Origin of the sequence: Gordonia sp. IITR100, assembly GCF_002009645.1 — a bacterium.
Classification (GTDB): domain Bacteria; phylum Actinomycetota; class Actinomycetes; order Mycobacteriales; family Mycobacteriaceae; genus Gordonia; species Gordonia hongkongensis.
In genome coordinates this window covers 343536-357531 of record NZ_MVKV01000003.1, presented here as the reverse complement: position 1 = coordinate 357531, position 13996 = coordinate 343536, and the positions used below count along the sequence as shown (strand labels likewise).

The following is a 13996-nucleotide window of genomic DNA, read 5'->3' as shown; positions in this document are numbered from 1 at the left end:
GCTTTTCCCACGTGCGGACCCCGGCGCCGTGCGGCCGAGTCGACCACCCCCGTCACGGTGGACCGATACGGTGTGGGACGTGACGCACTCCACAACGATTCCGCAGAACTTCCCGCAGTCCTCCGACTTGACCGGCCGGTCCGCGCTCGTCACCGGTGCCAGTCGCGGCATCGGTGAGGCGATCGCGACGGAACTGGCCCGACGCGGTGCCTCGGTCGTCATCACGAGCCGGAAGGCCGAGCCACTCGAGGAGGCGGCCGGCCGGATCCGGACGGCGGTGCCCGGAGCAACGGTCTCGGCGTGTGCGGGCAACACCGGCGACGCCGACGACCGGACGGCCGCCGTGGCCGCGGCCGTCGCACAGGGCGGCGGAATCCACATCCTGGTCAACAACACCGGGATCGCGCCGCTGGCCGGCCCGCTGATGGGGGCCGACCTCGCCGCGTACCGCAAGACGTTCGACACCAATGTCGTCGCCGCGCTCGGGTTCGTCCAGGAGGCCTACCGGGCGGGCATGAAGGACACCGGCGGGTCGGTCGTCAACATCTCGTCGGTCGCGGGTCTGCGGTCGACGGGCGTGATCGCGGCGTACGGCACGTCGAAGGCGGCGCTGATCCGCCTGACCGCCGAGCTCGCCTGGGAACTCGGTCCGGCCATCCGGGTCAACGCGATCGCCCCGTCCGTCGTGCGCACGAAGTTCGCCTCCGGGCTGATCGAGGGCGAGAACGAGGCCCGCGCGGCGAACTCGTACCCGATGAAGCGGATCGGGGAACCCGAGGACGTCGCCCGGGCGGTCGCCTTCCTCGCGAGCGACGAGTCGGCGTGGATCACCGGCGAGACCCTGGCCGTCGACGGTGGCATGCTCGCCACCGGCGGTTCGTGACGTCCCAGCCCGACGACGCGTCACCGTCCGGATCGTCGCCCGCGCCGAAGGACAGGATGTGAGTTCCGGAGTCATCGTCGCGGGGGCCGGGCCGGCCGGCCGCGCCCTCGTCCACCGCCTGGCCCGTGCCGGCGTACCGGTCACCCTGGTCGATCCGTCCCCCGACCGGGTCTGGCGGTCCACGTTCGCCTGCTGGTCCGACGAGTTGCCCGAGTGGGTCGAGCAGTCCGCCGTCGCCGCCCGGACCGAGCGCATCGGGATCGCGGGCCGCGAACTCGAGGAGGTGGCCCGCGGGTACACCGTCTTCGACACCCCCGGCCTGCAACGGTCACTGACCCTCGACGGGGTTCCGACCCGTTCCGCCCGGGTGGTCGAGATCGACGGCGCGCGTGTGCATCTCGATGACGGTTCGGTCCTGACCGGCGATGTCGTGGTCGACTGTCGCGGTGCGCTCCCCCACGACGCACCTCGACAGACCGCGTACGGGATCATCGTCGACGCGGAGGTGGCCGCACCCGTGCTGGACGGACACGAGGCACTGCTCATGGACTGGCGGGGTGGCGCGACAGACCGCCGGGCGCTGCCGTCCTTTCTGTATGTCGTGCCGCTCGGCGGGGGCGAGTACCTCCTCGAGGAGACCTGCCTCGCCGGGCATCCCGCCCTCGGTCTCGACGAACTCGAGCGCCGCCTGGCCGCGCGGCTCGGCGGGATGCCGTCGGGGATCCGGCGGGTCGAGCACGTCGACTTCCCGCTGACCGGCTCGTCACCACACCCCTGGCGCGATCCCGTTTTCCGGTTCGGCGCCGCGGGCGGTTTCAAGAACCCGACGACCGGCTACAGCGTCGCGACATCGTTCATGTGCACGGACGCCGTGGTGGCCGCTCTCGCCGCGGGTCGAGAACCCGCCAAGGATCTGTGGCCGCCGTCCACCCGTGCGGTACACAACCTGCGTCTCCGTGGGCTCAGCGCTCTGCTGGGGCTCAGTCCGTCGCAGACGGTCGCCTTCTTCGAGGCGTTCTTCACGATGCCCCTTGCCGCACAACGCAGTTACCTGAGCAAACGGGACGATCTCACCGGCACGATGAGCGCGATGACCAGGGTCATCGCTGCGGTCGACATGCGTACTCGCGTCGTGGTGGCGCGCGGTGCCATGTCCACCCCGGCGTGGGCCGGCGACGCCGGCTGATCACCGCCGCAGAGCCCGCCAGCGTCGGATCACGTCATCGACGTCGACGGTGTGCGCCACGACGCTGTGCGGCAACGCCATCTGGCGGGAGGCGAGATGTGCCTCTCGCACACGGCGATTGAACTCGACGAGGATGTCGCGGACCGCGTCCTCGTCGGCGATGTGGCGCAGCGACTCCGGGAAATCCTGTGCCTCCCGGCGCAACAGCAGCGGCGCCGGGAGCAACGCGGACGAGTCGAGGTTCTCCTCGCGGATCTTGCGTTTGACCCACCAGTCGGGATCGTCGCTGTCGGTCAGGTCCAACGGCTTCCCCGCGCCCGGCAGGTTGTCGAACTCGCCGCGTTCGGTGGCCTCGCGGATCATCCGCTCGACCCGCGACTCGAAACGCCTCATGCGATCAACTCCCCGCACGGAAGTGCCCTACCGACGAACAAGCGCCGGACCCGGTCGTCGATCATGACCGGGGCCGGCGCAGTGGTGTGTCCGATCGTCGGTCAGACGGTGAAGCCGAGGGCGCGGAGCTGCTCGCGACCGTCGTCGGTGATCTTGTCCGGACCCCACGGCGGCAGCCAGACCCAGTTGATCTCCATGTCGGTGCACAGACCGCTGGAGACCAGCGCACCGCGCGACTGATCCTCGATCACGTCGGTCAGCGGACAGGCCGCCGAGGTGAGGGTCATGTCGATCTTCGCGACCGCGTCGTCGGTCACCTCGATGCCGTAGACCAAGCCGAGGTCGACGACGTTGATCCCCAGTTCGGGGTCGACCACGTCGCGCATCGCCTCCTCGACGTCCTCGATGGCCGGCAGCGACGTCGCGGGCGCGGCGGGTGTCCCCGTCACGCCGGTGTCGGTGGCCTCGGTCGTCGGCTCGGTCGTCGGTGTGTCCGTGGTGGCTGTGTCGTCACTCATGCTGTCTCCGCTCGTGTCTCGTGGCTGTCCATCGTCTGCGCGAGTGCGTCCTTGAAGGCCATCCAGCCCAGGAGCGCGCATTTGACGCGTGCCGGGTATTTGCTCACCCCGGCGAAGGCGATCCCGTCGCCGATGACGTCCTCGTCGCCGGCGTCCTTGCCGCGGGAGGTCATCATCGCGTTGAACGACTCGACGGTGGCCAGTGCTTCCCCGACCGGCCGGCCGACGATGAGGTCGTGCAACACCGACGTCGACGCCTGCGAGATCGAGCATCCCTGCCCGTCGTAGGACACGTCGTCGATGCTCGAACCGTCGTCGGAGACCGCCACGCGCAGGGTGACCTCGTCACCACAGGTCGGGTTGACGTGGTGGACCTCGGCACCGAACGGTTCACGGAGTCCGCGCCCGTGTGGGTGTTTGTAGTGGTCCAGGATCACTTCCTGGTACATCTGTTCCATCCGCATGGCTCAGACCGTCCCGAAGAACTTCTGCGCCGTGACGATCGCGGCGGCGAGCGCATCGACCTCGGCGAACGTGTTGTACGCGGCGAACGACGCACGCGCGGTGGCGGCGACGCCGAAGCGCCGGTGCAGCGGCCACGTGCAGTGGTGACCCACCCGGATGGCCACGCCCTCGTCGTCGAGGATCTGACCGAGATCGTGGGCGTGGATGCCGTCGACGAGGAAGGCTACGGCGCCGCCGCGGTTCTCCGGGGTCGAGGGCCCGATGATCCGCAGGCCCTCGATGTCGCCGAGATGCTCCAGCGCCCGCGCGGTCAGCGCATGCTCATGCGCGGCGACGGCGTCCATGCCGAGGTCGGTCAGGTAGCGCACCGCGGCACCGAGTCCGACGACCTGCGAGGTCATCGGCACGCCCGCCTCGAACCGTTGCGGCGGCGGGGCGTAGGTCGACCCCTCCATGGTCACGGTCTCGATCATCGAGCCGCCGGTGATGAACGGCGGCAACGCATTCAGCAGATCGGACTTGCCGTACAGCGCTCCGACGCCACTGGGCCCGAACATCTTGTGCCCGGAGAAGGCGGCGAAGTCGACGTCGAGTGCACGGAAGTCGACCGGCATGTGCGGCACCGACTGGCAGGCGTCGAGCACGACGAGTGCGCCGACCGCGCGTGCGCGCGAGACCAGCTCGGCCACATCGGCGACCGCCCCGGTCACATTCGATTGATGGGTGAACGAGACGACCTTCACCGACTCGTCGAGGGTCAGCGAATCCAGGTCGATCCGGCCCTCGTCGGTGACCCCGAACCAGCGGAGCGTCGCGCCCGTGCGGCCGCAGAGCTCCTGCCACGGAACGAGATTGGCGTGATGCTCCAGCTCGGTGATGACGACGGTGTCGCCGGGCCCGAGCGCCGAACCCCCGAGGACGTCCGCGGACCGCGGGTCGCCGAGGGTGTAGGTCACGAGGTTGAGTGCCTCGGTCGCGTTCTTGGTGAACACGAGCTCGTCGGCGGACGCCCCCACGAACGCCGCGATGACCTCCCGGGCGTCCTCATACGCATCGGTCGCCTCTTCGGCGAGCTGATGCGCGCCGCGATGCACCGCCGCGTTGTGGTGCGTGAGGAAGTACCGTTCGGCGTCGAGCACCTGGACCGGACGCTGCGAGGTCGCCCCGGAATCCAGGTACACCAGCGGCTTTCCGTCGCGCACGGTGCGCGAGAGGATCGGGAAGTCGGCGCGCAGCGAATCGACGTCCAGGGCGGTGGAAACCTCTGTCGAGACTGTCACCTGGTACACCTCCTGTGCTGGTCGGCTCGGATCGGTCGGGCGGTCTCAGCCGGCCTTGGCAGCCGAGGTGAAACGCTCGTAACCCTTCTCCTCGAGCTCGTCGGCGAGTTCGGGACCGGCGGATTCGACGACGCGGCCGTTGACGAAGACGTGCACGAACTCCGGCTTGATGTAGCGGAGGATGCGCGTGTAGTGCGTGATCAGCAGGATCCCGCCGTTGTCGCGCTCCTTGTAGCGGTTCACGCCCTCGCTGACCACCCGCAGGGCGTCGACGTCGAGTCCCGAGTCGGTCTCGTCGAGGATCGCGATCCGCGGCTTGAGCAGATCGAGCTGGAGGATCTCGTGACGCTTCTTCTCACCGCCGGAGAAACCCTCGTTGACACTGCGCTCGGAGAACGACGGATCGATGTCGAGCGAGGTCATCGCCTCCTTGGTCTCCTTGACCCAGTGGCGCAGCTTCGGCGCCTCACCGCGCACGGCGGTGGCGGCGGTCCGCAGGAAGTTCGACATCGAGACGCCGGGCACCTCGACGGGGTACTGCATGGCGAGGAACAGTCCGGCGCGGGCGCGCTCGTCGACGCTCATCTCCAGGACGTCCTCACCGTCGAGGGTGATCGACCCCGAGGTCACCTCGTACTTGGGGTGGCCGGCGATGGCGTAGGACAGCGTCGACTTGCCGGAACCGTTGGGGCCCATGATCGCGTGCGTCTCGCCCGACTTCACGGTCAGGTCGACACCCTTGAGGATGTGGATGGGCTCGGCGTCGGCGTCGGTCTGCGCGACGTCGACGTGCAGGTCACGGATTTCCAGTGTGGTCATAGTCTCAGGATTTCTTTCTCCGGGCTGGGGACGTTCGTATGGCGAGGGTGGTCGACGGTCAGGCGCCGGCGAGTTCGAGTTCCTGCTCGACCGCGGCCGAGAGACGCTCGCGCAGCTCGGGCACACCGATCTTGGCGATCACCTCGCCGAAGAAGCCGCGGATGACGAGGCGTCGGGCCTGGTCCTCGGGGATGCCGCGGGCCTGCAGGTAGAACAGTTGCTCGTCGTCGAAACGGCCGGTGGCGCTGGCATGTCCGGCGCCGACGATCTCGCCGGTCTCGATCTCGAGGTTCGGCACCGAGTCGGCGCGCGCGTTGTCGGTGAGCACCAGGTTGCGGTTGAGCTCGAAGGTGTCGGTGCCCTCGGCCTCGGCGCGGATCAGCACGTCGCCGACCCACACGGTGTGGGCCTCACGGCTGCGATCGCCGGAGACGTCGCCCTGCAGCGCGCCCTTGTAGACGACGTTCGAGCGGCAGTGCGGCTGGCTGTGGTCGACGAGGAGTCGCTGCTCGAGATGCTGGCCGGCGTCGGCGAAGTACAGACCCCACATCTCGACGTCGCCACCGGGCGCGTCGTAGTGGACGATCGGCGACAGCCGAACCAGGTTGCCGCCGAAGCTGATCGCGAAGTGGCGGACCACGGAGTCACGGCCGGCACGCACGTGATGCGTCGCGACGTGGACGGCGTCGTCCTCCCAGTCGTGGATGTTCACGACGGTCAGTGCGGCACTGTCGCCGACGACGAATTCGACGTTCTCCGCGAACGTGCCGCTGCCCTTCTGATCGAGGACGACGACGGCGCGCGCGAACGCCTCGAGCCGGATCTGGGTGTGGCCGAAGGCGGTCTCGCCCTCGCCGGGACCGGTGACCGTGACGGTGACGGGCTCGGCGAGCTCGACCTCGCGGCCGACGGTCACCACGGTCGCCTGCGTGAACGACGAATACGCCTGCGCGGCAACACGGTCGAACGGCACGCCGCCCTCACCGAGCCGCTTGTCGTCGCGACCGACGGTCTCGACGGTCACACCCTCGACGGCCCCGGCAACCTCTACGCCGGCCTCGCCGGTCCGTTGCGCGGACCCGTCGTGCAACCCGCGGAGGCGACGGAACGGGGTGAACCGCCACGCCTCCTCGCGGGGACTCGGCACCTCGAAGGCGTCGACGTCGAACGAGGTGAACATCTCGCCCTTGTTGACGACGGGCGCCGCCGAGCCGGGAGTGGTCACGGGCAATGTGGGATCGGCCATCAGCCGACAGCTCCTTCCATCTGGAGCTCGATCAGGCGGTTGAGCTCGAGCGCGTATTCCATCGGGAGTTCCTTGGCGATCGGCTCGACGAAGCCGCGGACCACCATGGCCATCGCCTCGTCCTCGGTCAGACCGCGGCTCATCAGGTAGAAGAGCTGATCGTCGCTGACCTTCGAGACGGTCGCCTCGTGGCCCATCGTCACGTCGTCCTCGCGGATGTCGACGTACGGGTAGGTGTCGCTGCGCGAGATGGTGTCCACCAGCAGCGCGTCGCATTTCACCGTCGACCGGCTGCCGTGCGCGCCGTTGTTGATCTTGATCAGACCGCGGTACGACGCCCGGCCACCGCCACGGGCCACCGACTTGGAGACGATGTTGCTCGAGGTGTTCGGCGCGAGGTGGACCATCTTGGAACCGGTGTCCTGGTGCTGGCCCTCACCCGCGAACGCGACCGAGAGGACCTCGCCCTTGGCGTGCTCGCCGGTCAGCCAGACCGCCGGGTACTTCATGGTGACCTTGGAACCGATGTTGCCGTCGATCCACTCCATGGTCGCACCGGCCTCGGCCTTCGCGCGCTTGGTCACCAGGTTGTAGACGTTGTTCGACCAGTTCTGGATGGTCGTGTAGCGGCAGCGGCCGCCCTTCTTCACGATGATCTCGACGACCGCGGAGTGCAGCGAGTCCGTCTTGTAGATCGGCGCGGTACAGCCCTCGACGTAGTGCACATAGGCACCCTCGTCGACGATGATCAGCGTGCGCTCGAACTGGCCCATGTTCTCGGTGTTGATCCGGAAGTAGGCCTGCAGCGGGATGTCGACGTGGACACCCGGCGGCACGTAGATGAAGGACCCACCCGACCACACCGCGGTGTTGAGCGCGGAGAACTTGTTGTCGCCCGCCGGGATGACGGTCCCGAAGTACTGCTGGAAGATCTCCGGGTGCTCCTTGAGCGCGGTGTCGGTGTCGAGGAAGATCACGCCCTGCTTCTCGAGGTCCTCACGGATCGAGTGGTACACGACCTCGGACTCGTACTGCGCCGCGACACCGGAGACGAGACGCTGCTTCTCCGCCTCGGGGATGCCGAGCTTGTCGTAGGTGTTCTTGATGTCCTCGGGCAGGTCGTCCCACGTGGCGGCCTGCTTCTCGCTGGAGCGCACGAAGTACTTGATGTTGTCGAAGTCGATGCCCTCGAGCCCCGCACCCCAGCCGGGCATGGGCTTCTTGTCGAAGATCTTGAGGGCCTTGAGGCGCTGCTCGAGCATCCACTCGGGCTCGCTCTTCTTCGCCGAGATGTCGGCGACGACCGCCGGGGACAGTCCGCGCTTGGCGCTCGCGCCCGCGACGTCGGAATCGGCCCAGCCGTAGCCGTACTTGCCGAGGGCGGCGATCGTCTCCTCCTGGGTGAGGGGCGCCGCTGGGGTCGGGGTGGCCGGATCGGTGACAGTCATCGCGTGGCCTTTCGGGTTGTCGTGGCGGTCGGTGTCTGGTTCGGGGTGGCGCGGGGCGATACGGGCTGCATATCGGGGTCCGCGACGGCCCCGGGTCGGTGTTCGGTGGTCCCACCCGGCGGTGGGTGGATCGGCACATGGGTGGTGCAGGCGCAGTCACCGTTGGCGATGGTCGCCAGACGCTGCACGTGCGTGCCGAGCAGTTCGGTGAAGACCGCGGTCTCCGCCTCACACAGCTCCGGGAACTCGGTGGCAACGTGCGCCACCGGGCAATGGTGCTGGCAGATCTGCATGCCGGTCCCGACCTGACGCGTGTTGGTCGAGTACCCCGCGCTGGTGAGCGCGTCGGCGATCTCGTCGACCGTGTCGGCGACGGTCACCGGGCCGGTGCTGGGACGGACGCCGGCCACGATGCGTTCGACGCGCTCGCGGGCGAACTCGGCGACCGCGTCGGTGCCGCCGAGATCACGCAGCTTACGCATCGCCGCACCGGCCAGGTCGTCGTAGGCGTGGCGCATCTTGCCGCGTCCGGAAGCGGTGAGCTGAAAGTACTTGGCTGGTCGGCCCCGGCCTCGCTGACCGAACCCCGGCGAGGCGACCTCGATGTCCCCGGCGCCGGTCAGGGCGTCGAGATGGCGACGCACGCCGGCCGCCGAGATGCCGAGGCGCTCGCCGATGTCGCCGGCAGTGAGCGGGCCGTCTTCGACGAGCAGGGTGACCACGGCCTCCCGGGTCTGACCGTCATGGTGCGCGTCGACACCGCCGGTCACTCCGGCACCCGTACCAGCGGAGGGCACGGCGCCGGCACTGCCAGAAGGCAGCACAACATCGTTCCGCATGGTTTTCACAACACGAGTGTGACGTAATTACTTCCCTACTGCCAGCAAGGGTGCCCTTATCGCAGGGGGTCGAGAGGCCACCACGCCCGGCGATTACAGTCGTCGTGTGCCCGAAACCACAGCTCCGCGCCGCGTGCCGGACTACTTCGGACTCGTGTGGACCCGGTTGGTCGCCCTGCTCGACTATCTCGGACTGCGCAAACAGCGCCCTGCCGCTGCCGGCGCCGAACCCGGCGACTACGGCAAGACCGTGGCCCGCCTACACGACGACGAGCGCGAGGTCGGCCCGCTCAACGCCGAGGAGACCCGCCGGCTCCGCCGGATCAAGCTCTTCGGCGCCACCGGCTCGGTACTGATCCTCATCGGCGCCCTCGGGACCGGTGCGGTACCCGTACTGCAGAACCCCGTTGCCGGGATGCGCGTCCTGTCGTTGCCGTCACGCATGTTCGGCACCGCCCTCGCGCTGTCCATCGGCGGCGCGATCACCCTGGTCGTCGCGTGGTTGTTGCTCGGCCGGTTCGCAGTCGGCCGGTTCAGCATCGAGGTCCGCCACGGCCGGAGCCCGGAGCGCCGTATGAGCCGCCGCCAGGCCGACCGGACCCTCATGCTGTGGATCGCCCCGATCATCGTGGCGCCGCCGCTGCTGAGCAAGGACATCTACTCGTATCTCGCGCAGAGCGCCATCGCCTTCCGGGGCATGGATCCGTACTCGGTCAGTCCGGTCCGCGGACTCGGCGTGGACCACATCCTGACCAGGTCGGTGCCCAACCTCTGGCGTGACACCCCCGCGCCTTACGGCCCCTTCTTCCTGTGGATCGGCGAGGGCATCACCAAGGTCACCGGCGACAACATCACCGCCGCGATCTTCCTGCACCGTGTCGTCGCACTGATCGGCGTCGCGCTCATCGTCTGGGCACTCCCCCGCCTGGCCCGCCGCTGCGGGGTCTCGTCGGTGGCCGCACTCTGGCTGGGCGCGATGAACCCGCTGGTCATCCTGCATCTCGTCGGGGGCATCCACAACGAGGCCCTCATGCTCGGCCTGATGCTGGTCGGTCTCGAGTTGAGTTTCCGCGCCATCTACGGCGCCGAACGACTCCGCCGACCCGGGACCCTCGTCCCCACCCGAGCGGGCTGGTTGCTCATCGGCGGCGGTGCGGTGCTCGCGGCGTCGGCGATGATCAAGGTCACCTCGATGCTCGCCCTGGGCTTCGTCGGCATCGCCCTGGCCATGCGGTGGGGCGCCACCCTGCCCGTGCTCCGCCACACGCCGATCCGGGAATGGTGGGGTCGCTCCCGGTGGTCGGTGTACATGCTGAGCGCGTCGGCGGCCTTCTACGTGGTGGTCCTGGGCATCGTGATGATGGGAATCTCCCTCGGCACCGGGCTCGGCTTCGGCTGGACGGGCACGTTGTCGACGGGCGAGATCGTCCGCTCGTGGATGTCGATGCCGACCCTGTTGTCGGTGACCACCGGCCGGATCGGTGTCACCCTCGGCCTCGGTGAGCACACGCAGGCGATCCTCGAGGTGGCCCGGCCCATCGGCCAGCTCGTCGCCGCCCTGTTCATCGTCCGGTGGATGCTCGCCACGCTCGGCGGCCGGCTCCACCCACTCGGCGCACTCGGTGTGTCGATGGCCACAGTCGTGCTGTTCTTCCCGTTCGTGCAGGCCTGGTACCTCCTGTGGGCCGTGATCCCGCTGGCCGCGTGGGCCACCGGCGCCTGGTTCCGGATCTCCACCATCGCGGCGTCGGCGATCATCGCCATCGTGGTGATGCCCACGAGTTCCAACACGAGCGGAGTGGTTCTGGCACAAGGACTTCTGGCCGGTGTGATCATGGTCGCGGTTCTCACCGCCCTGTTCTTCGAGGACCGCGCGCCCCGTCGGCGACGCCGCCGCGGGCCCGTGTCGGACGACGACGAGGCGACGGCCGGGTCGGCGTCGGCACGACGATGAGCGCATGCGCCGTGTGCCCGGTCACCGCTTTTCGTCCCTGGGCTCCGAGCGCCTAGTCTGACCAGTGTGCGCAGCACGACCTCTCGGCAGATCAACGACGACGATCGGGTGAACGATCGTCGGCTCCGCGATCCCGGGTCAGCCGCCTCCGCCGGCACCCCGGCCGCCACTGCGGCGGCCGTCGAGGTCCGCGGTCTTATCAAGCGCTTCGGTGATCGCACCGCGGTCGATCGGCTCGATCTCACCCTCGAACGCGGCGAGATCCTCGCCCTGCTCGGTCCCAACGGCGCGGGCAAGACCACGACCGTCGAGATCTGCGAGGGCTTCACCGCACCCGACGCCGGCAGTGTCCGCGTCCTGGGTCTCGATCCCATCGCCGACAACGACGCGCTCAGGCGCCGCATCGGCGTCATGCTGCAAGGCGGTGGCGCCTACCCGGGAGCCCGGGCCGAGGAGATGCTGGGCCTGGTGGCCGCGTATTCGGCCGATCCCATCGATCCCGATTTCCTGCTCGACGCACTCGGGCTGACCGAGGTGCGTCGTACGTCCTACCGACGTCTGTCCGGTGGCCAGCAGCAGCGCCTGGCCCTCGCCTGCGCGGTCGTCAGCCGCCCCGAACTGGTCTTCCTCGACGAACCGACCGCCGGACTCGATGCCCACGCCCGCCTTGTCGTGTGGGAACTCATCGGCCGGCTCCGGGCCGACGGAGCATCCGTCCTGCTCACGACTCATCTGATGGACGAGGCCGAGGAACTCGCCGACCACGTCGCGATCATCGATCACGGCCACGTCGTCGCCGACGGGACACCCGCCGACCTCACCAGCACCGGCGCCGAGAACGAACTGCGCTTCACCGCACCACGTGGACTCGACCTGTCGATGCTGGTGCTGGCCCTGCCCGAGGACTACCACTGCACGGAGGCCACCCCCGGCTCGTATCTGGTCATCGGTCCGATGACGCCGCAGGTGCTGGCCACGGTGACCGCCTGGTGCGCCAAGATCAACGTCCTCGCGACCGATCTGCGCGTGGAGACCCGCAGCCTCGAAGACGTCTTCCTCGATCTCACCGGACGGACCCTTCGACCGTGACCTCATCCGCACCCACCGGGCTCCCCCGCCCCGCCGACCGTGCTGCCGGAACATTCCCCGACGGCCTGTTCCGCCCCGCTCCCCGGGCGGCGTCGCTGCCGGCGATGATCGCCGCGCAGAGCGGCCTCGAACTCAAGCTCCTGCTCCGCAACGGCGAGCAGTTGCTCCTCACGATGTTCATCCCGATCACGCTGCTCGTCGGTCTGTGCCTGCTGCCGATCGACACCGGGTTCGGCGACGGCCCCGCCGAGCGGGCGGCGCTGTTCGTCCCGGCGATCCTGACCGTCGCGGTGATGTCGACGGCGTTCACCGGACAGGCGATCGCCGTCGGCTTCGACCGTCGCTACGGCGCGCTGAAACGCCTCGGCGCGACGCCGATACCGCGCTGGGGCATCATCGCCGGCAAGTCGATCGCGGTCCTCGTGGTGGTCGCGCTGCAGTCGGTGATCCTCGGTGGGATCGGCGCCGCGTTCGGCTGGCGACCGAGCCCCGTCGGTCTGCTCATCGGTGCGGTGGTCCTCGCGGTCGGCACCGCGTGCTTCGCGGCTCTCGGGCTGCTGCTCGGCGGCACCTTGAAGGCCGAGGTCGTGCTGGCACTGGCGAACCTGCTGTGGTTCGCGTTCATCGGCCTCGGCAGTCTCGTCGTCGTCGACTCCAACATCCCCGACGCCGTGCACTGGATCGCGCGGTGCATCCCGTCGGGGGCACTGAGCGAGGCGCTCGAGATGGCCTCGGAGGGTTCGTTCGACGCCTTCGGGGTGGGTGTCTTGCTGGTGTGGGCCGCGGTGGCCGGCACCTTGGCGGTGAGGTGGTTCCGATTCCGATGACATCCGATACTTCGAACGCCCCGGCCACGGCCCGGTCGGGCGATCATGCCGCGGCCGCCGGCGACGCGCGCCGGCCGCTGACCGGTCCGTGGCGGTTCGTCCCCGGCTTCGGCCGGCCGACGGCACGATTCGTGCATCGCTGGGCCATCGCCCTGCTCGTCTCGAACGTGGGCATCGTGGTCACCGGCGGCGCCGTGCGCGTGACCGCCTCGGGCCTCGGTTGCCCGACCTGGCCGCGGTGCACCGACGAGTCGTTCGTGCCGCACGGCGAACTGGGCATGCACGGCGCGATCGAGTTCGGCAACCGTCTGCTCACCTTCGTGCTGATCGTCATCGCGATCGCGACCTGGGTCGCCGTCCTGCGGTCGGCCGGAGCGGCGCGCCGGGACAAGTGGCTGGTCACCCTCATCGCGCTCGGTATCCCGTTCCAGGGGGTGATCGGCGGGATCACGGTCCTGACCCAGCTCAACCCGTGGGTCGTCGCGCTGCATTTCCTGCTGTCCATGGCGTTGGTCTCCGCATCCACCGTGCTCGTCTACCGGATGCGTCCGTATCCGACGCCCACCGCGCCCGATGCCGACGCCCCCTCGACCGCCACGCGCCGGCTCGGCATCTACCTCGCCTGGCTGGTCTATCTCGTCACCTGGGGCACGATCTACCTCGGCACGGTCGTGACCGGTTCCGGCCCGCACGCCGGCGATGTGGACGCCCCGCGGAACGGTCTCGACCCCGGCAACGCGACACAGCTGCACGCCGACGCCGTCTTCACCCTCGTCGGGCTCGCGATCGCGGCCCTCGTCTACGCACGGGTCTTCGCACGGCCGCAACAGCGCTCGGCAGTGGTGTTCATGCTGCTCCTGCTGCTCCAGGGCCTGATCGGGTTCGTGCAGTTCGCCACCGATCTGCCCATCGCCCTCGTCATCGCGCACATGTTCGGCAGTGCGGTCCTGCTCATCGGCGCCACCTGGCAGCTCCTGATCGCGCGGAACCCGATCGTCAAGGATCCGGCGACGAAAAAGGCAGACCCGCTGCGCGAGCCTGCCTGATCG

At 69.0% G+C, this 13996-nt stretch carries 14 protein-coding genes; 6 read left to right on the top strand and 8 right to left on the bottom strand.

The window, feature by feature from the left end:
- Nucleotides 1-70: 70 nt before the first annotated feature.
- Complete coding sequence (locus tag B1818_RS08045) at nucleotides 71-883, top strand: SDR family oxidoreductase (RefSeq protein WP_078112386.1); 813 nt, start codon at nucleotides 71-73, stop codon at nucleotides 881-883.
- 58 nt (nucleotides 884-941) lie between these two features.
- Nucleotides 942-2069: a lycopene cyclase family protein gene (locus B1818_RS08040; RefSeq protein WP_078112461.1), complete on the top strand. Its 1128-nt coding sequence runs from the start codon at nucleotides 942-944 to the stop codon at nucleotides 2067-2069.
- On the opposite strand, the gene B1818_RS08035 is transcribed toward B1818_RS08040, so the two are convergent.
- The 8 genes from B1818_RS08035 to B1818_RS08000 all read right to left on the bottom strand — a co-directional run bounded on the left by B1818_RS08035 (nucleotide 2070) and on the right by B1818_RS08000 (nucleotide 9077).
- Nucleotides 2070-2462, bottom strand: coding sequence for a DUF1992 domain-containing protein (locus B1818_RS08035; protein WP_078112385.1), 393 nt, complete (start codon nucleotides 2460-2462; stop codon nucleotides 2070-2072).
- A gap of 101 nt (nucleotides 2463-2563) precedes the next feature.
- Nucleotides 2564-2980 carry a metal-sulfur cluster assembly factor gene (locus B1818_RS08030; RefSeq protein WP_078112384.1) on the bottom strand — a complete coding sequence of 139 codons (417 nt, stop codon included), beginning with the start codon at nucleotides 2978-2980 and terminating at the stop codon, nucleotides 2564-2566.
- Nucleotides 2977-3444: a Fe-S cluster assembly sulfur transfer protein SufU gene (gene sufU, locus B1818_RS08025; protein WP_058250382.1), complete on the bottom strand. Its 468-nt coding sequence runs from the start codon at nucleotides 3442-3444 to the stop codon at nucleotides 2977-2979. The genes B1818_RS08030 and sufU overlap by 4 nt, the downstream gene beginning before the upstream one ends.
- Before the next feature lie 3 nt (nucleotides 3445-3447).
- A complete protein-coding gene (locus tag B1818_RS08020) occupies nucleotides 3448-4725 on the bottom strand; it encodes a cysteine desulfurase (RefSeq protein WP_078112460.1) in 1278 nt (425 codons plus the stop codon).
- Between the two features lie 45 nt (nucleotides 4726-4770).
- Nucleotides 4771-5544 (bottom strand): Fe-S cluster assembly ATPase SufC, encoded by a 774-nt coding sequence (gene sufC, locus B1818_RS08015; protein ID WP_058250381.1) that lies wholly within the window; start codon nucleotides 5542-5544, stop codon nucleotides 4771-4773.
- Nucleotides 5545-5602: 58 nt separating this feature from the next.
- Nucleotides 5603-6790, bottom strand: a complete 1188-nt coding sequence (gene sufD / locus B1818_RS08010) for a Fe-S cluster assembly protein SufD (RefSeq protein ID WP_078112383.1) — start codon at nucleotides 6788-6790, stop codon at nucleotides 5603-5605.
- Nucleotides 6790-8238, bottom strand: coding sequence for a Fe-S cluster assembly protein SufB (gene sufB, locus B1818_RS08005; protein WP_058250379.1), 1449 nt, complete (start codon nucleotides 8236-8238; stop codon nucleotides 6790-6792). Before sufB ends, sufD begins: the two co-directional genes overlap by 1 nt.
- Complete coding sequence (locus tag B1818_RS08000; RefSeq protein WP_078112382.1) at nucleotides 8235-9077, bottom strand: metalloregulator ArsR/SmtB family transcription factor; 843 nt, start codon at nucleotides 9075-9077, stop codon at nucleotides 8235-8237. The genes sufB and B1818_RS08000 overlap by 4 nt, the downstream gene beginning before the upstream one ends.
- Nucleotides 9078-9210: 133 nt before the next feature.
- Here B1818_RS08000 and mptB point away from each other — a divergent pair, with 133 nt between their 5' ends.
- The 4 genes from mptB to B1818_RS07980 all read left to right on the top strand — a co-directional run bounded on the left by mptB (nucleotide 9211) and on the right by B1818_RS07980 (nucleotide 13993).
- A complete protein-coding gene (mptB, locus tag B1818_RS07995; protein ID WP_078112381.1) occupies nucleotides 9211-11031 on the top strand; it encodes a polyprenol phosphomannose-dependent alpha 1,6 mannosyltransferase MptB in 1821 nt (606 codons plus the stop codon).
- Nucleotides 11032-11097: 66 nt separating this feature from the next.
- The gene (locus B1818_RS07990; protein WP_078112380.1) at nucleotides 11098-12120 is read left to right on the top strand and encodes an ABC transporter ATP-binding protein; all 1023 of its coding nucleotides are present in this window, start codon (nucleotides 11098-11100) and stop codon (nucleotides 12118-12120) included.
- A 65-nt stretch (nucleotides 12121-12185) separates the two neighbouring features.
- On the top strand, nucleotides 12186-12947 hold the full coding sequence (locus B1818_RS07985) for an ABC transporter permease (RefSeq protein WP_137811340.1): 762 nt from the start codon (nucleotides 12186-12188) through the stop codon (nucleotides 12945-12947).
- Nucleotides 12944-13993, top strand: coding sequence for a heme A synthase (locus B1818_RS07980; protein ID WP_058250569.1), 1050 nt, complete (start codon nucleotides 12944-12946; stop codon nucleotides 13991-13993). Before B1818_RS07985 ends, B1818_RS07980 begins: the two co-directional genes overlap by 4 nt.
- Nucleotides 13994-13996: the final 3 nt, after the last annotated feature.